Below are 17,867 nucleotides of genomic sequence, written 5' to 3' on the forward strand. Positions count from 1 at the left end.
GCCATGCCGGCTCTCTCTTCCGCCAAATCGACCTGGTTCTCCAGCGAGGCCCTGTGGATCGTCCTCGTGATCGCGGCCGCCTACGGCATCGTTCCGCTTGCGGGCACCGACTATCTGCTCGATGCCGTGCTCACGCCCTTCCTCGCGTTGTCGCTTGCGGCCGTCGGGCTCAATGTGCTGACCGGCTATGCCGGTCAGGTCTCGCTTGGCTCGGCCGCCTTCCTGGCGGTCGGCGCCTACGCCGCCTACAATCTTCACCTTCGCATCCCGGCATTGCCGCTGCTTATCGATCTGGTCATGGCCGGAGGCGTCGCGGCGGCCATCGGCATCGTATTCGGCCTGCCGAGCCTTCGGCTACGCGGATTCTATCTCGCCGTATCGACGCTCGCTGCGCAATTCTTCGTGCAGTGGGCGCTGACCAAGTTCAGCTGGTTCTCAAACGACAATCCATCAGGAGTAATCGATGCGCCGATTCTCAGTATCGGCGGCATAAGCTTCACGACCCCCGCCGAACGTTACGTCCTTTCGCTGACGATCGTGGTCGTTTTGACCATTCTGACGCTGCGATTACTGCGTTCCCAATCTGGCCGCAACTTCATCGCGGTACGCGATCACGAGATCGCGGCCAAGGTGATTGGTGTGCCGCTCTTGCGCACCAAGCTGCTCGCCTTCGCGATCTCGTCCTTCCTGATTGGTGTTGCCGGGGTGCTCTGGGCGTTCGCATATTTGCGCACGGTCGAGCCAGCCGGTTTCAATCTGGATCGCTCATTCCAGATCCTGTTCATCATCATCATTGGCGGCCTGGCCTCGCTGCGCGGCTCCTTCATCGGCGCTGCCTTCATCGTTGTCTTCCCGCTCCTGTTGTCCCGGATCGGCGCCGCGCTGCTCGGCAGCATGTTCGATTCGGGGGTTCTGGAGATGAGCCAGCGCATCGTGATCGGTGGCCTCATCATCGCTTTTCTGATCGCAGAGCCGCGCGGGCTGGTCGCGCTGTGGGACCGCGCCTGGGCCACCATCCGGCCCGCCAGGCGCTCAGCGCGTCCGATCTGAATTTTTGCTTAACCCAAAGGAGCTTGCAATGAACGTGATGAGACGTCTGAAGGTTACGATGGCTGCGGCACTCGCCGTAGGCCTTGCCACTACGTTGGCGGCGCACGCCGACGAACAGTTCTTTCCACTGCAAAGCTACCGTGTCGGTCCCTATGCCGCCGGAGGAACCGGATTTTTCGGGGGCTTCATCGACTACCTCAATCTGATCAACATCCGCGACGGCGGCGTCAACGGCGTCAAGCTCACCTGGGATGAGGGAGAGACCCAGTACGAAGTCGAGCGTGGCGTCGAGGTCTATGAGCGGCTGAAGAGCCGTCCCGGGATTGCGGCCTGGAACCCGCTGTCGGTCGGCATTGCCTATGCCATGATCGACCGGATCACCAAGGACAGGGTGCCGCTGATCACCATCAACCACGGCCGCACCGACTCGACGGATGGTCGCGTATTCCCTTACGTCTTTCCGCTGCTGCTCAATCCCTACAGCGAGACCTCCGGGATCGTGAATTACATTGCCTCCAGGGAAGGCGGCGCGGACAAGCTGAAGGGCAAGAAGATCGTCGTGCTCTATCATGGTTCACCCTATGGCAAGGAGACGATCCCGATCTACAAGCTGTTGGCGGACAAATATGGCTTTGAGCTGGAGCAGATCGAAGTCCCGCACCCCGGCAACGAGCAGCAATCACAATGGCTGTCGATCCGCAGAGCCAAGCCGGACTACGTGGTCCTGCGAGGGTGGGGCGTGATGAATCCGGTGGCGCTGAAGAGCGCTCAGAAGGTCGGCTTCCCTGCCGATCACATCATCGGCAACGTCTGGTCCAACTCCGAAGAAGATGTGATTCCCGCCGGTGACGCCGCCAAGGGCTACATCGCAATCACGACCCAGGCCTCCGGCGCCGAATATCCTGTGCTCCAGGAGGTGATCAAGACCGTATATGACGCGAACAAGGGCAATCTTGAGGACAAGAAGCGCATCGGCAGCGTCTATCACAACCTCGGAATCGTAAACGGCATCCTCAATGTCGAAGCTGTTCGGATTGCGCAGACAAAGTTCGGCAAGCGCGCCCTGACGGGCGACGAGGTCCGCTGGGGTTTTGAGCACCTCCAGCTCGACCCGGCACGGGTCGAGGCGCTGGGCGCCAAAGGCTTATTCCATTCGATCAACGTCACTTGGGACAATCACGAAGGGGACGGCCGCGTCACTTTCCAGCAGTGGGACGGCAGCAAATGGAAGGTCGTCTCGGACTGGATCGCGCCGGATTGGGCATCCCTGCGGCCCATCATCGAGAAGTCATCGGCCGCCTATGCAAAGGAGCACAATATCAAGATCCGTGCCTCCGGCGATGATCAGGTCGGCCAGTAGCGGAATGGCAGCACTTGGGTCACTGCGGGAGCCCCGGCTCCCGCAGCTTTCAGGCGGGGTGAATCGGGGCATGAGTGACGTTCTGCTTTCGATCGAAGGCTTGGCGGCAACCTACAACCACGCCATTCGCGCGGTAAACGACGTATCGTTTGCGGTTCGCCGCGGCGAAATCGTCGCCGTCCTCGGCGCAAACGGAGCCGGCAAGTCGACGACGCTCCAGGCAATCTCGGCGCTGCTGCCGGCTCGGCGCGGTCAAGTGGCGGCCGGGCGCATCATCTTCGACGGCCGCGACATTGTGTCCGCATCGTCCGCGAAGCTGGTCCGGGCCGGGATTGTTCCGGTGCTTGAGGGCCGGCATTGCTTCCCCTCGCTGACCGTCGAGGAGAACCTTATCACCGGCGCCATTGGCCGCGATGCAAAGTCCCGCCTGATCCGCGGCGACCTTGACGAGATCTACGAGCTTTTCCCGCGACTGAAGGATCACCGCAGGTCGATCTCGGGGCTCACATCGGGCGGCGAGCAGCAAATGACGGCGATAGGCCGTGCGCTGATGTCACGTCCACGTCTCTTGGTGCTGGACGAACCCTCGATGGGGCTTGCGCCGCTCGTCGTCGAAGGCATTTTCCGAGCGCTGAAGCAGCTCAACAGCGAGCAGGGGCTTTCAATCCTGGTCGCGGAACAGAATTCGACGGTTGCGCTGCGCTTTGCCGACCATGCTGTCGTGCTCGAGAGCGGCCGCAGCGTGCTGTCCGGCACATCAACCGAATTGCGCAGCCGCGACGACATCAAGGCCCTCTACCTCGGCGGTTCGCCGCAACCCGACGTCGCCGAGACACCGCTTATTCATGCCGTTGTCACAGTTTGACGAACACAGGGGAGAATGATCAATGGCTAACGACAATCTGGCGCGCAAGATTAATTCTGACATCTATTCCCGGCTAGATGCCGCGATTGATGCGACCGTAAAGGTCAATGCGGATCGCAATGATCTGGAAAGTCGCTTTCCAAGAGAAAATCTGAGCGCATTGGCGGACGCTGGCTGGACGGGCGTGTTGAACGAAACCCGTTTTGGTGGCCTTGGTCTTGGTCACGTTGATTTTGCGGAAGCCGCTTACCGCATCGGACAGGCCGATGCGTCGACCGGACTCGTCTACGTCATGCACGTCGGCGCGGTCCAGACGATCAGTCTGTTTGGCAACGACGACCAGAAGGAGCGCTGGCTCAAGGCGAACGACGGCGCCCTGCTCGGGACATACTCGACCAGCGAGCGCGCCACCGGTGGACACTGGTGGTATAATCTCTCCGAGGCATCGCGCGACGGTGACAACTATCTCCTCAACGCCGAAAAGTCGTTCACAACGAGCTCCGGCCAAGCCGATTTCTATGTCGTGCAGACGCGCAGCCCGGGCGCCAAGGACCAGACCGACATCGTCTTCTTCATCGTCGACGGCAAGTCTGAGGGCATCGAATCCAAGCCTTGGGATGCGCTTGGTGTCCGCGGCAATCACTCAGGTCCGATCCGCTACAAGAACGTACGGGTGCCGCAGCGTGACCGGCTCGGCGCTGAGGGGCAGGGCAAGCAGATCATTTACGATGGCGTATCTCCGGTCTACCTGATCGGGCTCGGCGCGGTCTGGGAAGGCGTCGCCCGCGGCGCGTTGAACACAGCGGTCAAGCACGCCACGAGTTTCGTTCACAAGGACCGAAACAAGAGCCTATCGGACTATCAGGCGATCCGGCAGGAGCTCGGTGCAGCCAAGGTGTTGGTCGAGACCTTGCGGCCGTGGCGCCTGGAGCTCGCGGCAAGGCTGGATGAGCTCTGGCGGGCGCGTAAGCCGCAGAGCGAAATCCTCATTCCTCTAACCGAGTTCAAAGTCCATGCCGCCGAAGTTGCCAACAAAGTTGCGGCAGCCGCGCTCACGGTGACGGGAGGTTATGGCTACCATCGCGGGCCCATCGAGCGCGCCTTCCGCGACGCGCGGGCAGCCATCGCCATGGGACCGTCAAACGTGATTGCTCGCGACTGGATCGGCAAGGCGCTGGTCGGGCTGCCGCTCGAGCTGTTCTACGAGGGCGGAGAATAGAACGAAATTCGCCGAGCCAGCGGGGCGCTGGGCCTCGCTTGCTCAGGAGCGGCACGCGTCGCTTCGAAGGTGCGACTTCGTACCCTCTGGAATCCTGCGCCCCACATGTGGGCTACGCTATTGGAAGTGCATTTGGACGCCGGAGCCCACTGAGCAGCGAGAGTTCGCTTTCCCCTGAAGAGTCGAAATCATCCGATGAGCAGATTGTCTGCGGAGACTTTGCCGCAGCGGTCTATCATGCTCTCTGCAAGCCCGCTCTAGCGGACCTTCTCAGCTAGACCCGGCAATATGCGCAAGGCGGCCAGTCCTCGGAAGAATAAATCTCAACCGCCTAGCGCGGCATTTCCAACACGCGAGACTAACTTGCTCGCTGTTCGCAGGCGTCCCTATCTGGGAAGAGGAACCAGGGTTTGATGCTGATCCCTTTGCGAAGCGAATACATGTAGAAAATTGGAAGGTTTGGCGGAAAAAGCCCTCGAAATTCGCTTCCATTGAAGGTGATGAAAATTGAGTCAGGAAATGCACGTTCGACCGCGCGTTTTTCGACCATGTTCATCCGGTAATATTCTATTGCGCCTTCTTCACAATTTCCATTTCCACGATACCATTTCATCGCGCTGGCAAGCAGCCGCTGGAAGGTCGGCTCCGGTACGATCTCATCGATTAAAGGACTTGTGTTATCCGCTTCTGCGGCCCTTGTGAGGTCGCCCAACCAACAGCTCTCGAAACCGCGTTCGCGGGCGCCATCCGCAACTTCATCAAAATATTGGCGTATGCTCTGTGTTGAATGTCCGTTCAATTCCGCATGGGTATCGGTGAAAATCAACTTCAGTGCCGCCCCCGGCGCATATGCTTTACTGATCCGACTGGTCAAGGCAGACAAATAGTTGAGACATTCCAAGTCTGGCTTATCGATGTTGGACCGCGGACCTTTTCCCCAATAGAGCACAAACGGAACGGGATTTCTGACCACAATTGATTTGGAAATGCTCTGCAACATTGCAATAGAGTTGTCAGGCTGCTCACGCTTAAAAGCCCAGGTATTAAAGGCTCGCAGGACCTTTTCTGCCGCAATCTCCTTGGCTCGAGGAGTGACAGGCACCGCAATTTCGCTTGGTCGTTCAAATGCTGCGTCAACAGCTTTGTGACGCGAACAAGCCCTTAATTCAGTGTGGGTTAATGCGTCTTCTTTCGAACCAACCGTATGGCAACCGGACATATGAACTCCGAAAGAAGATATTTTTATCGCGAGTTAATAATCGGTTATTTTTCTCAACGTCAACTCGGGAGAGAGATAGCCCATCTATTAAGGTTAACCTTACGCTCCGGTGGCCGATCAATGAAGGTTAAGTCGCCCGAAATATCCGACGAGTAAAGCCCTGCCGATAGGGGGCCTGTTCTCGGCATGAATTTGCAAATCCTAGAGTTGCCAAAGCTGATTGCTGAGCGTCGAAGCTCGGCAATTTTCGGCCTGGTGATCATCACCATGATGTGGGCAGGAGTCGTTGTAAAATACTTCGGCGATGTTCGGGGGGACGAAAGAGAGGCGCTACGGGACGCTCACAACTTTGCGCTGGTATTCGAAGAGAATGTTCTTCGATCAATTGGAGAAATTGATAAGGCGCTCTTATACCTGCGACGGAGCATCGAGACCCGGAAAAATTCGGTTAGTTTTAGCGCTATTGCCAACACGACCGACGTGCTGAGCGATATCATCGTCCAAGTCGCCATTATTGACGACAAGGGAATTATGCGCGCGTCGAACAGCGGGCCTCAACCCGCCCCTGCCCTTGATCTGAGCGATCGCGAGCACTTCAAGTTTCATTTGAACAACAGGGCGGATCAGCTTTTTATCAGCAAGCCGGTGGTTGGCCGTGCCAGCGGAAAATGGTCCGTGCAATTCACGCGGCGCTTCGTGAACGGTGAACAGACGTTCGGCGGAGTCGTCGTGGCCTCGCTCAATCCGGACCATTTGACGAAATTCTACAACAATATCAATTTTGGATCGGCGGCGGCGATCGCCCTGATCGGAAGTGATGGCGTGGTTCGTTCGAGTGGCGGGAGCGCGGTCGGTTACGCACTTGGAGACGATCTTAGCGGAACAGAACTGATCGACCAAATGCGAGCCGGGGTCGAAACTACATTTGAAAGCATTGATCCCGCCAACAACGAGGCGCGTTTCATTACTGTCCGCAAGGTCAAGGGCTATCCATTGTGGGTCAGCGTTAGCTTGAGCAAAAGCCAGATCATGGAAAGCTCTCGGAGCGCACTCAAGTTGAATTCGTTGGTGGGTACCGTACTTACCGTGCTGGTTCTCATTGCTCTTGAGCAGCTTCTACGGATAGACGCGAAGGCAAGGCAAAAAGCGAATCAGCTTGACCTTACGCTCGAGTATATGAACCAGGGAATTATGCTGGTTACCTATGATCAGCAGATTCCGATTATCAATCGTCGCTGCGGCGAGTTGCTGGATTTGCCCGTAGAGTTCATACAGAACCCACCCAGAGTCGATCAACTCGCCGAATACGAGACACCTACGGGCAAACTGACCGAGGCTTCTGTTCGAATCCTGGGAGATCTTGTCGCAGGAGAACTCGGCGTTAGCGAACGAACGATGCCGGATGGATCAATCATCGAGATTCGCAGGGAAAGTCTCCCTGATGGTGGATTCGTCCAAACCTTCACTGACGTCACAAAAAGATCGCGCGCTGAAGCAGATGCAGTCCGCCTTAGTTCCGAGGATTCACTCACCGGTCTGCCAAACCGGCGGATGTTCCGCTCCATGCTCGACCAGATGAGCCGCCGGCAACCATCGGCAGTAGACAACGGGCAGCCAGCGGCGGAATTCGCCGTCCTATTTCTTGACCTTGATCGTTTTAAAGCTATCAACGATACGCTTGGTCATCAGACCGGTGACTTGTTGCTGCAGGAGATGGCCCGGCGCTTAAAGAATACGCTCGGTGCAAATGAAGTGCTGGCACGCCTCGGCGGCGATGAATTCGCAGTTGTCGTGCCGACGGTCGGGTCTCGACCAGCGATCGCCGACCTGGCGAATAGCATGATCGACGCAGCACAGAAGCCCTTTGAGATTGCAGGCCACCGAATCCGCTCTGGAATCAGTGTAGGTATCGCCATTGGGCCGTGCGATGGAGTAAATTGCGACGACCTTCTGATTGCCGCCGATCTGGCACTATACGCAGTCAAAGCCCAAGGACGTGGCAGCTATAGATTCTATCATGCTGCAATGAACAGGGAGCTTAGGGAACGACGGCAGCTTGAGATCGATCTGCGCGAGGCGATCGAGCAAAATGAGATGGAACTATATTACCAGCCCATCCTCAATTTGCGGAGCAACATCATAACCGGCTTCGAAGCCTTGGTGCGATGGCGCCATCCTGTCAATGGCATGGTACCTCCGACAACATTCATCGCGGTAGCGGAGGATACTGGACTCATTCAACCTCTTGGTGAATGGGCTCTGAGAGAGGCGTGCCGCTGCGCCGCGCACTGGCCGAACAATCTTACGATAGCGGTCAATCTTTCCCCCATTCAGTTTTCGGCTTCCAATCTCTCCGAGGTCGTGAGACACGCCCTGGCGGAAACCGGACTTCAGCCGCATCGCCTTGAGCTTGAAATTACCGAGGGAGTATTCATGACCAATAATGAATCCACCCTATCTACCCTGCGTCAGTTGAAGCAACTCGGCGTCCGTATTTCGTTGGACGACTTCGGTACGGGGTATTCCTCTCTCAGTTATCTCCGCAGCTTCCCATTCGACAAAATCAAGATAGATAGGTCGTTTGTTTCTGACCTTGCTGAAGGCACCGAGCACGTCGTAATTGTGCAAGCCGTGGTGAGTATTGCTCGCGCTCTGGGAATGACGACGTTGGCAGAAGGCATCGAAACCGCCGGACAGTACGAGTTTCTCGCGGCGCTCGATTGCGACGAAGGGCAAGGCTATCTGTTCAGTCCGCCTGTTCCAATAGCGACAGTTCCTGAAATGATTGCCAAATGGTCGCCCGGGCGCAAATTTGTCGCCTAGAGTTCGGGACCCGCTCGCTTACCCAGCGACTTTCTGAAGGCCGGATTCTCCAGTTTGTCCACCGAGGATCGGCTTCTTCGTTGGTCGCCGAGCCTCGTGCACGAGCAGGAACAGGCCCGATGCAACAACAATGCCGGACCCGATCAGAAGAAGAAGCGTCGGTACGTCGCCCCAAACGAAAAATCCAATCGCAAGTGCCCAGACGAGCGTCAGGTAATAGAATGGCGAGACGGCGGCGGCCGGGGCTAGGTGGAGCGCTTGCGTCCAAAAATATTGTGCCGCGGCGTTTGTAACACCGCTCAGGGTCAACATGATTGCGTCAGCCGGCGCCGGCACCCGGAATCCAAACAGCAGTAAGAAGGAATGAAAGAAGGTTACCGTAAGCATCTGCCACATCAACAGCGTCTTTGCAGACTCAGTTGCGGTCATTCCGCGAACGGCAACCGTGACGCTGCCATACATAACCGCGTTTGCCAGCGCAAATAATGCGCCAATCTGCAACGAATCTGCACCTGGATTTACCACAACGATGACCCCCACGAATCCCGTTACCAGCGCGCTCCAACGCGCGATGCCGGCTCGCTCCTTAAGCCAGATTAATGACAGCAAGGCCGCCCACAATGATGCAGAAAAATTGATCGCGATCGCTCCTGCAAGAGGCATCAGACTAACGGCGATGACAGTGAACGTTTGCGAGATCGACTGCGACAGCCCGCGCGCAAGGTGGGCGCGGGGCCGCCGAGTGTTAAAGACCGACATGCCCGTTGCCGGGAGGATCAATGCAGCACAGAGGACAAACGCAGAAATGGAGCGAAAGAACATAACCTCGCCAACCGGATAGAGAGCGGCTTGCCATTTCGATAGTGCGCTCGATAGTGCGAACATCACGCTCGCGGCGATCATGCAATATATTCCGCGAACAACGTCATCCTTCCGTAAGCCGGGAATGGCCATCGGCTTCTGTGGATGGCCGACGGTGTCCGTAAGATCTCTCATCATGTTTTCCATGAAATGGGAAGATTGCGTCAGCGTTTGCCGCGCGACTATCGCTTGCGAGCCACTAGCAAAACTTAGGCTCGCTTAGCTTAAGTCTTAAGAAAGCGTTATGGGTAACAGAAACAATTCTTGGTTAATTTTGGAAACAGGGCGGGTCCGATTGCAGAATAGCCCAGCCAAACACGCCCTTGCCTGGCCGCGTGACCCAGGTAATTGCCGGGCAAATGCCTAAAAGTGTTCTTTTTCTTCCAACCAAATCTGGAGCCATTTCGGAATAGGTTGCCGACACCGAATCTGAATTGGGTGGGAGTGAAAAACGTGAAACTTGAGCTTAACGACCCGCGTTCTGGCAAGGAACGTAAAGGTCTCGTCTCTTCACCCTTGATATGCTTGGACGGAACGTGGTGGGCAATCGATGTCAACGATCCAGATCTAGAAGTTTATTTGGAGCGGTCGGCTCGCTGCGGCCTTGAGCCGGCAGCTGTGCGTGAACGGAAGACCATTAGTGGACCCGAACTGCCGCGCAAGGAGCGCCAAAGTCGAACGGCTCAAGGCCGCGGTGATCGAGGAGCAGAAGCTCGATGCGGCCGAGATCGTGCAACAGGCGTTGGTGGTGACGGTCGCCGCGCACCAGGCGAGCTCGGCGAACAGTCGCGGTAGGCCCTTATAGAGCATGAAACGATTGTCGCGGCAGGGCTTATTTGCCGAACCTGAGGTGAGCCGGTAGGACGCCGCCCGCCCTTCCGGCCTCTGGCACAGATGGCCCTCTTGACTGTGGCACGCATCGCGAGTCACGCGGCTCAGTCTACTCGACGAGGTTCAGAACTCGCGCCACGCCAGCTGTTGAAGCAGGTTGATGACGTTGATGCTGGTATTCGTACCCAAAATAACGCGCAATTATCATCTTGGAAGTGGTTCGCTATTTGCGATGTGCTGCTGCGGCAGCGCGGCGGCTTCGCGGCTGCGATAACCTCCGATAGACCCTTCGACCTGTTCGATCGATATCGGCCTTACCCTTGGCGCTGAACAACAAGACGGTATGAAGGACTTGGACGCCGTAGCCGTGATGTCGCAAGTCGATCACATACCTATCCTGTCATGGATTCCGCTAGCAATGTCAGCACCGCACGCGACGTTGCGGCATGATGGTCGCTCGGCTTGTACAAGGCGTTTCAGGCGGCAGGGGTGGACCATTGCTTATTTTGATCGAGCAGGGCGAAGATGCGGTCGGCTGATACCGGCCGACCGATGAGATATCCTTGGACTTCATCACAGCTCGTTTGGCGCAAACACCCGAGCTGCTCGGTGGTCTCGACGCCTTCCGCGACCACGCCAATGTGCAGATCCTGCGCCAGCGTGATTATTGATTTTACGATCGCCGCGCTATCCGGCCGTGTCAGCATGTCGCGTATAAATGACTGATCGATTTTGATGCGGGTGTAAGGCAATTTCAGCAAATAGGTCAGCGATGAAAATCCTGTTCCGAAATCGTCGAGCGCCACCGTCACCCCCAGTTGCAGGAGTGAATTCAGGATCGATGATGCCGGCCCGTATTTTGAAATCAGCATCGACTCCGTTATCCGATTTCCAGGCGGCTAGGGGCAACTCTGGCCTCCGCCAGGGCCTGCACGATTGTTTGTAGGATGCTGGTGTTATGGAATTGAGCTGCCGAGAGATTCACGGCGACCCTGAGATCAGAGGGCCAGTTCGACAGCGTCAAGCAGGCGCGTCGGACCACCCACTCACCAATCGGGTGGATCAAGCCGGTTTCTTCGGCAATTGGAATGAACTCAGCCGGCGAAATGACTCCCCAGACAGGATGTTGCCAGCGCAGCAAGGCCTCAAAGCCGGTTACTCGGTTCTCGCGAATATCAAAGAACGGTTGGTAGACGAGAAAAAGCTCGTCTTTCCCGATCGCCTCCTCCAGATCCCGTTGCAGCGTCCTGCGATCGCGCGCTGATTTGTCGTCGCTGACCTCAAAGAAGCGAACCGTTCCGGGACCCGCTTTTTTGGCGCGATAGAGCGCAAGGTCGACATTTTTCAGGAGCACATGAGACGTATTGCCGTCACGCGGGGCCAACGCGATCCCGACGCTCGTTGTGCCCGCGATCTCGCATCTTTCGATCAGGAATGGTTCGCCGAAAGCGCTGACGCAGCGCTCGGCGATTTCCAACGCGTCTTCGGCTTTGGCCAGATTGGTCACGATCAGCGCAAATTCGTCGCCGCCGATCCGCGCGACAGTATCGGTCTCACGCGCGCATCGTCGCAGTCTCGCCGCGGCCTGAACGAGGAACTCATCTCCTGCGGGATGGCCGAATTTGTCGTTCACTTCCTTAAAGCGATCGAGATCAATCAAAAAAACTGCGAATTCCTCGCCGGAGCGAGCCAATCGGTTGAGGGCAGCTTCGAGGCTTTCATTGAAGGCGAAACGGTTCGGCAAGTGGGTCAGGGGATCCCGCCGCACCCTCCGTTCGGCCTCCAATTGAGCAATGGTGCGTTTCGTGAATTCGAAAGAATGGGCGAAAACGCCTCGCAGAAGCACGAAGCCATAGGCCACAATAAGGATAGCGACGAGCAGATAGACGAAATCGCCATTTCTGGCGAGGCAGATTGCAGTACCCACAAAAATCGGAGCCGTGAATGCAACCGCCGCCACCGGAATCGTCGCGAACACGAATGCTCCGCCCGCGAGCATCCCGGAGCAAAGGCATGTGATCACGAGTTGGCCACCATTTGAGGCGTCGGCGAAGAAAGCTACCGGAACGACCGCCCAAGCGGTTCCAAGAACGAGCGCATTTCGCACAAGCCGATGCATGGCCTGTCGGGAGACGAACTGCGGCTTCGTAATCCGTCGTGATAAACGCGCCTTCAAGCCTATCGATAACGCGCCGCAAACCACGGCAGCTGCCCAGATCAGGGCATAGTTTCTGTCGGGCGAGTGCCAGAGGGCAATTGCAAGAACCGTCGCATTGCAGGCGTTGGCCAGCATTATGCCCAGGGAATACGGCCACCTGCATCGACGACTTTCTCTATCGATGACATCGGTAGGATGACGCAGCTTGTGCCGATCGTGGACGCCCGGCATCTCGCCGTCTTCCTGCGCCATATCCGATAGAACGAAGCAATGCTGCGGGTTCACCCCAAGAAACGCGCGATGCGAACGCAAGGCCAAGTCTAATGTCGCCCAGGCCAATAGAGGTGATGTGTGGGCACGACGATCTTCGCATCCCTCTAGGCGGTGTCCCATTCCCGAGATCTAGTACGAGCGCCGGCGGCAGAAGGCGCTCGTGGCGGTGGCTGGTGGTTTTCTCGTCGAGCCAAGGCGGGACTGCTGCCTTCGCTCCTACGGAGCAATCGTGGGTGTTTCATGCGCAATCGTGACCTTGTCTCCGACAGCTTCCTGACACTGACAGCGGTCGGTCTGGTGGTGCTCTGCTCGAGCCTGCTCGCCTTTGCGTTCACTTGAAGCGAACGCGCTCGCTGTGGCGCAACGCGCGGTCCGTTGGCCGGAGGATGGCGGGGAAGCCGATTAGGCCAAAGCCGATGGATTGGAAGGCGACGCGAGTGGCTGCTTAATTCGCAAGCCACGAGATGGCCGACTCGCGGCGGTCAGGGGGCCCCGGCCCGCAGAAATCGAGTCGGCTAGCCCCCGGCACACGCTACAACGACAGGTGCGGCTTGGAGGAAGGTGCAATTGACGTTTGCACCGAAAACTAGCAAGGTCCCCGCAGCAATTGGGGGGACTAGAATGAGCTTTCTCACAGACAATGAGATCGCTTCTCTTCGCATACGGCAGATGATTGTGCACGTTGTTGGTGGCAAGGAAGAATTCGAGCCACAGCCGGTCATGGATGGCGTTGAGCACATAGATTTCTTCTTGGCTAGAATTCAAGATGCGGCAGCTAGCGGCGTTCACCGGTTCGAGAGCAAGTCGACCACGAAAGCGCTGCTTCAGCAGATCGGAAGCCAGAAGATAAGCTTTGAGGAGGGGGCGCAGGAACTCTCTCGCCGATTTTCCAATGACCATGTTGGTAGTAGTCGAGACGGAGCGTTTTTCGTCTTTGAGCTGGAAACCGACGATCCCAGGGTGCTGTTTTACAGCCTCATAAAATATGACTATCGCCAAGCAATAGAGTTGTACGCTCATAAGGGGCGAAACGCACTCCGGCAGATTGTCCATGCTTTTGTGCGAGAAAAGCGAGCGATCCAGAAGTCTTGCTTGGTGCGTGTTAAGAATGGTGTCGTCGAAAGCGGCGTATCTGCCATTGATCGCATGGGTGACGCGCCAGACTTGACCGACTACTTCCAAAAATTTCTAGAGGTGGTCCGTGATCGCGACGCCAAAGAACTCAGTGAAAGATTGAACGAGGTGATCCGAGGCACACTTCAAAAATGTAAAATGCAACTTCCTGATCAGGATGTCCCTTCAGCGGTCTCCACGACCAAAGATTTTTTGCGAGGAAGGGAAAACGTAGATGACGAAAGCATCCGCGAGGCGCTGTTCGTTGCTGCTGGAAGACCTAACGAGGACGTTAGGGCAGAGATCGAAAAGGTTCTTTCGAGACAACTGAAGGACAAGAAGCTAGCTGGCGTCACTTTCAAGCCAGATCCAGAGTCTCTTCGTAGGGCCCCACGTCGTAAAGTGCAGACAAAGGAGGGCGTCTTGCTCATATACCCTGGGGAGCAGGAAAATCGCGCGGTTTCGCGCCAGCCAAATGGCTCCGGAGGGTGGACCATCACGATACGGACGTCTGAGCACTTGGTGGAAGATGGAACACTCCCTGAAAAGTCTCGCGCAGACGCTTGATGATTGGGCGGCACAAAAGCGCGCGTTTATAACAGAGACCGACGAACTGCTTGCTGTCGGAGGCCTGTCGGCGTCGGACGCAAAGTCTCTGGCGAAGAGTTCGGTCGACGTAGCTTGGAAATTTGTGATCGAGGACGCCACTGAAGCAGCGGTCGGTCTCAGCGATATAACATCAGATTTCAGTCCATTTAAGATCACCATCACTAAAGATGGCGTTCCGAACGAAGTCAGTTCCGTTGTGACCAACGTGGCACTGGCCGATTGGTTGTCGCGGCCACCAGAGCGAACGGTCGTGTGGGTAGCCCGCCTAGAGACCGCATTCGAAACCCATGATGTGCGGTATGCCCCTTGGGGCGACGCGACTGAGTTTACGCCTAAGCCTGTCGCCTGCAGCCCTCGAAAATTCGTTCGCGATAGTAGCACCGTCTCTCGCGTGCCTGATAGCTTGGGACGCTGGCTGCTGAAGGATGGCGCGCGCGCACCTTGGGACGAAGGTGCAGCACGCGTATGGATAAACTTGTCTGCCGCCTCGCTGTTCATCTCAATGGCGAATGAGATTGAACCCGATGGCGCCTTGATGTTTCGTGGGCCGCCGGTTTCTCGATACACGGTATCCCGCGACTCGGCCGCGACAATATCATCGAACGGCTTTGAGGCTGTGCAAGCGGCTGCTCGGTGGATTTACGAGTCTGAACGGGATGCCGAAACACGGCATGGCCTTCTTGCAGCTGAGCTAGCTAGGACCAGTGTGCCGAACAACAATGCGTCGCTCTTATTCGAAAGAGGTGCTTCACCCTCGCTAGAAGGGGCCAAGATTGCGCTTCAATTGGGGCTTCACAAGCTTAGCCTAGATTCACTTAAGGCCATGGCCGATTTGAGGAAGGCGGTTACTGACGAAACAACGAAGCTCTCTGATGCGACCCGTCAACTAGCTACCGCAGTCGCAGGCGCTCTTTTCGCCGGGGTGGGAGTCATCGCTGCGCGTTTAACTGTTTCAGTCAACAGCCCGGTTATTTTGACCGCTATTCTGATTCTCGGAATCGTGCTTTGTGCATACGTTGGTTCCGTGATTATAAGCGGATACCAGTTCGTGCGGATACAGCGCGAGTTGCGAGTGCAGTGGCGCGAGAGGCTTTACCGTTTTCTACCCGAGGCAGAGTATTCCATGATGGTTACGAAGCCCGCTGCTGAGGCAGAGGCCGGCTTCAACGTTGCAGCCCAGATAAGCGGTGTATTGGCGGTCCTGCTCTTGGCCGCCGTTATCGCAGTGTCCTTTATCCCGCTTCCCTCGAACCAGAGTGGTTCGGGAGCCCCAGCGACAGAGAAGGTCGGGCAGGGACCTGGAAACAAAGCGTCGTCACCCGTTAGAACGAAGTGATCATTTGCCCTACGTTTTTCGCCCGACTGGAGACGGAACTATCTCAATTCTAGGTCGGCCATCTGCTTGGTTCAACCCGCGTATGGTCCAGCGAGATGTGCTGCCAGCCATAAAAGAACGCGATCACTGCCGGCCAAAATCTGCCGCCCATCAGCTCGTTGATTTTTCGGTAAGCCCTCCTTGTCCTCCAGCACCTTTGCTGTGCGCTTCCAGTCTTTGGCGCGATCACCCAGCGCGCGATCTGAGCCTCCGATGGGTAGAGGGGCATTTCGTTAATGGTGTGCCGTTCTTTGCCGGGCTTCTTTTCGTCTTCTGTGGTCATGATCTTCGCCAGCCTCGCACGTCGATTGAGTGGCGGGGGTTCACTTAGAACGGAATGTCGTCGTCCAGATCGCGGTTTGGTTTCGGCAGCTGTTTGCGTGGCGCCTCCAGCTTTTTTCGTTCTCAGGGCGGCGGTAATTCCAGCAGCTCTGTGCTTTTTGCCTGAGCCAACAGTCGGGTTACCGAATCGACAAGGTCGATGATCGGCGATGTTCCTCTTTCGACGAGACCGACCATAGAAGGGGCTACATCCATAGCAGCATCATATCTTGTCCTCTCGCGATCCACCGTAAGCGTCGTTCTCAGGCCACGGCTTTGAGGGCTTGAGCTCGGCAGGCCCAGGGCAGTAGCTGGTCGATGTCTCGGTTTGGATGCCCGTTGACGATCCTGGTCAGGACGTCAGTGAGATAGGCGAGCGGATCGACGTCGTTGATCTTGCAAGTCTCGACCAAGGTTGCGACGACGGCCCAATGTTCGGCGCCCCCGTCGGATCCGGCAAACAGCGCGTTCTTGCGACTGAGCTTGATGCCACGGATTGATCGTTCGACCGTATTGTTGTCGAGTTCGATGCGGCCGTCATCGATGAAGCGCGTTAAGCCTTGCCAGCGCGAGAGGGCGTAGCGGATGGCCTCGGCGAGCTTGATCTTCTGGCTGATGAGAGCCAGCTTGGCGCGCAGCCATACCTCGAAGGCATCGGCCGGTGGTCGGCTCTTCTGCTGCCGCACGAGGCGACGCTCCTCCGCGCTGCGGCCGCGGATCTCCTTCTCGATCGCGTAGAATGCGGCGATGTGCTTCAGCGCCTCGCTCGCGATCGGCGCGGGGCCGGCGGTGGCGAGTTCGTAGAAGTTGCGCCGCATGTGCACCCAGCAGAAGGCGAGCTCGACCTCTCCGCGATCGGCAAGCTTTGGGTAGGCGTTGTAGCCATCGACCTGCAGGACGCCCTTGAAGCCGGCAAGATGGCTGAACAGCCGCTCGGCTTTGCGGTCGGGTGCATAGACATAGGCGATGCCGGGCGGATCGAGGCCGCCCCAGGGCCTGTCGTCGGCGGCATAGGCCCAGAGCTGGCCGGTCTTGGTGCGCCCGCGACCGGGATCGAGCACCGGCACCGTCGTCTCGTCGGCGAACAGCTTGGACCTCGCGCGAAGCACCGTGAGAAGGCGCTGATGCAGCGGACGCAGATGGAAGGCGGCATGCCCAACCCAGTCTGCCAGCGTCGATCGATCGAGGGCGATGCCCTGGCGGCCATAGATCTGGGCTTGCCGATATAGCGGCAGGTGATCGGCATATTTGGACACCAGAACCTGCGCGACGGTTGCCTCCGTCGGCAGTCCGCCCTCGATCAGCCGGGCCGGAGCCTCGGCCTGCATGACGCCATCCTCACAGGCTCGGCAGGCGTATTTGGGACGTCGGGTGACCACAACGCGGAACTGGGCCGGCACCATGTCCAGCCGCTCGCTCTTGTCTTCGCCGATCTGGTGTAGGTCGCCATTGCAGCAGGGGCAGGTCTTGTCATCGAGGTCGACCACGACCTCGATCCGCGGCAGATGCGCCGGTAGTGCTCCGCGATTGTTGCGGCGCTTGCGTGCGCGCTCCGCCCGGCCTTCCGGAGCTGTCTCGTCCTGGCTCGCTTCCGTACAGGCCGCAACCTGTTGGACGTCCTCGAGACCGAGCAGCATCTGCTCTTCGGGAAGCGACTCTGCCTTCCGGCCAAAGCGATGACGCTGCAGCTCTTTGATGATCTGGCGCAGCCGCTCGCTCTCGTGCCGCTCGGCCAGCAGCATCGCCTTCAGCGTCTCGGGATCATCAGGAAGGTTATCGCTCACACGCAA

The 17,867-nt window shown here is 57.5% G+C and carries 12 protein-coding genes and 1 pseudogene; 8 read left to right on the top strand and 5 right to left on the bottom strand.

All coding sequences use genetic code 11. The annotated features are described in order from the left end of the window. Positions 1–3 precede the first annotated feature (3 nt). From AAFG16_RS18035 to AAFG16_RS18050, 4 genes are all read left to right on the top strand, one after another. Positions 4–1,050, top strand: coding sequence for a branched-chain amino acid ABC transporter permease (locus AAFG16_RS18035; protein WP_342740043.1), 1,047 nt, complete (start codon positions 4–6; stop codon positions 1,048–1,050). Between the two features lie 28 nt (positions 1,051–1,078). After that, a complete protein-coding gene (locus AAFG16_RS18040; RefSeq protein ID WP_342740044.1) occupies positions 1,079–2,410 on the top strand; it encodes an ABC transporter substrate-binding protein in 1,332 nt (443 codons plus the stop codon). 70 nt (positions 2,411–2,480) lie between these two features. Continuing rightward, positions 2,481–3,275 (top strand): ABC transporter ATP-binding protein, encoded by a 795-nt coding sequence (locus AAFG16_RS18045; RefSeq protein WP_342740933.1) that lies wholly within the window; start codon positions 2,481–2,483, stop codon positions 3,273–3,275. Positions 3,276–3,297: 22 nt separating this feature from the next. Further along, positions 3,298–4,494 carry an acyl-CoA dehydrogenase family protein gene (locus AAFG16_RS18050; protein WP_342740045.1) on the top strand — a complete coding sequence of 399 codons (1,197 nt, stop codon included), beginning with the start codon at positions 3,298–3,300 and terminating at the stop codon, positions 4,492–4,494. Between the two features lie 358 nt (positions 4,495–4,852). On the opposite strand, the gene AAFG16_RS18055 is transcribed toward AAFG16_RS18050, so the two are convergent. Beyond that, on the bottom strand, positions 4,853–5,713 hold the full coding sequence (locus AAFG16_RS18055; protein ID WP_342740046.1) for a hypothetical protein: 861 nt from the start codon (positions 5,711–5,713) through the stop codon (positions 4,853–4,855). Between the two features lie 186 nt (positions 5,714–5,899). Between AAFG16_RS18055 and AAFG16_RS18060 the strand changes: the two genes are divergently transcribed. Then, the gene (locus AAFG16_RS18060; RefSeq protein ID WP_342740047.1) at positions 5,900–8,536 is read left to right on the top strand and encodes an EAL domain-containing protein; all 2,637 of its coding nucleotides are present in this window, start codon (positions 5,900–5,902) and stop codon (positions 8,534–8,536) included. Positions 8,537–8,554: 18 nt separating this feature from the next. Here AAFG16_RS18060 and AAFG16_RS18065 read toward each other — a convergent pair whose 3' ends face one another. Continuing rightward, complete coding sequence (locus AAFG16_RS18065; protein ID WP_342740048.1) at positions 8,555–9,439, bottom strand: DMT family transporter; 885 nt, start codon at positions 9,437–9,439, stop codon at positions 8,555–8,557. A gap of 598 nt (positions 9,440–10,037) precedes the next feature. Between AAFG16_RS18065 and AAFG16_RS18070 the strand changes: the two genes are divergently transcribed. Then, the gene (locus tag AAFG16_RS18070) at positions 10,038–10,202 is read left to right on the top strand and encodes a hypothetical protein (protein WP_342740049.1); all 165 of its coding nucleotides are present in this window, start codon (positions 10,038–10,040) and stop codon (positions 10,200–10,202) included. A 502-nt stretch (positions 10,203–10,704) separates the two neighbouring features. On the opposite strand, the pseudogene AAFG16_RS18075 reads toward AAFG16_RS18070, so the two are convergent. Next, positions 10,705–12,536, bottom strand: a pseudogene (locus AAFG16_RS18075) (EAL domain-containing protein); the annotation flags it as partial. Positions 12,537–13,280: 744 nt separating this feature from the next. On the opposite strand from AAFG16_RS18075, the gene AAFG16_RS18080 reads away from it, so the two are divergent. Then, positions 13,281–14,339: a nucleoid-associated protein gene (locus AAFG16_RS18080; protein ID WP_342740050.1), complete on the top strand. Its 1,059-nt coding sequence runs from the start codon at positions 13,281–13,283 to the stop codon at positions 14,337–14,339. Further along, on the top strand, positions 14,302–15,717 hold the full coding sequence (locus tag AAFG16_RS18085; protein WP_342740052.1) for a hypothetical protein: 1,416 nt from the start codon (positions 14,302–14,304) through the stop codon (positions 15,715–15,717). The genes AAFG16_RS18080 and AAFG16_RS18085 overlap by 38 nt, the downstream gene beginning before the upstream one ends. A gap of 49 nt (positions 15,718–15,766) precedes the next feature. Here the strand turns inward: AAFG16_RS18085 and AAFG16_RS18090 are convergent, their stop codons facing one another. Together AAFG16_RS18090 and AAFG16_RS18095 are read right to left on the bottom strand one after the other, a co-directional pair. Further along, positions 15,767–16,039 (bottom strand): hypothetical protein, encoded by a 273-nt coding sequence (locus tag AAFG16_RS18090; protein WP_342740053.1) that lies wholly within the window; start codon positions 16,037–16,039, stop codon positions 15,767–15,769. 301 nt (positions 16,040–16,340) lie between these two features. Next, a complete protein-coding gene (locus AAFG16_RS18095) occupies positions 16,341–17,819 on the bottom strand; it encodes an IS66 family transposase (RefSeq protein WP_342740934.1) in 1,479 nt (492 codons plus the stop codon). Positions 17,820–17,867: the final 48 nt, after the last annotated feature.

The sequence above is a fragment of the Bradyrhizobium sp. B117 genome, assembly GCF_038969555.1.
In the GTDB taxonomy this organism is placed as follows: domain Bacteria; phylum Pseudomonadota; class Alphaproteobacteria; order Rhizobiales; family Xanthobacteraceae; genus Bradyrhizobium.

Bases quoted from the DNA above. Each gene is read 5' to 3' on its own strand.
- AAFG16_RS18035 (WP_342740043.1), top strand. From the start codon at position 4: ATGCCGGCTCTCTCTTCCGCCAAATCGACCTGGTTCTCCAGCGAGGCC.
- AAFG16_RS18040 (WP_342740044.1), top strand. From the start codon at position 1,079: ATGAACGTGATGAGACGTCTGAAGGTTACGATGGCTGCGGCACTCGCC.
- AAFG16_RS18045 (WP_342740933.1), top strand. From the start codon at position 2,481: ATGAGTGACGTTCTGCTTTCGATCGAAGGCTTGGCGGCAACCTACAAC.
- AAFG16_RS18050 (WP_342740045.1), top strand. From the start codon at position 3,298: ATGGCTAACGACAATCTGGCGCGCAAGATTAATTCTGACATCTATTCC.
- AAFG16_RS18055 (WP_342740046.1), bottom strand. From the start codon at position 5,713: ATGTCCGGTTGCCATACGGTTGGTTCGAAAGAAGACGCATTAACCCAC.
- AAFG16_RS18060 (WP_342740047.1), top strand. From the start codon at position 5,900: ATGAATTTGCAAATCCTAGAGTTGCCAAAGCTGATTGCTGAGCGTCGA.
- AAFG16_RS18065 (WP_342740048.1), bottom strand. From the start codon at position 9,439: ATGATCGCCGCGAGCGTGATGTTCGCACTATCGAGCGCACTATCGAAA.
- AAFG16_RS18080 (WP_342740050.1), top strand. From the start codon at position 13,281: ATGAGCTTTCTCACAGACAATGAGATCGCTTCTCTTCGCATACGGCAG.
- AAFG16_RS18085 (WP_342740052.1), top strand. From the start codon at position 14,302: ATGGAACACTCCCTGAAAAGTCTCGCGCAGACGCTTGATGATTGGGCG.
- AAFG16_RS18090 (WP_342740053.1), bottom strand. From the start codon at position 16,039: ATGACCACAGAAGACGAAAAGAAGCCCGGCAAAGAACGGCACACCATT.
- AAFG16_RS18095 (WP_342740934.1), bottom strand. From the start codon at position 17,819: ATGCTGCTGGCCGAGCGGCACGAGAGCGAGCGGCTGCGCCAGATCATC.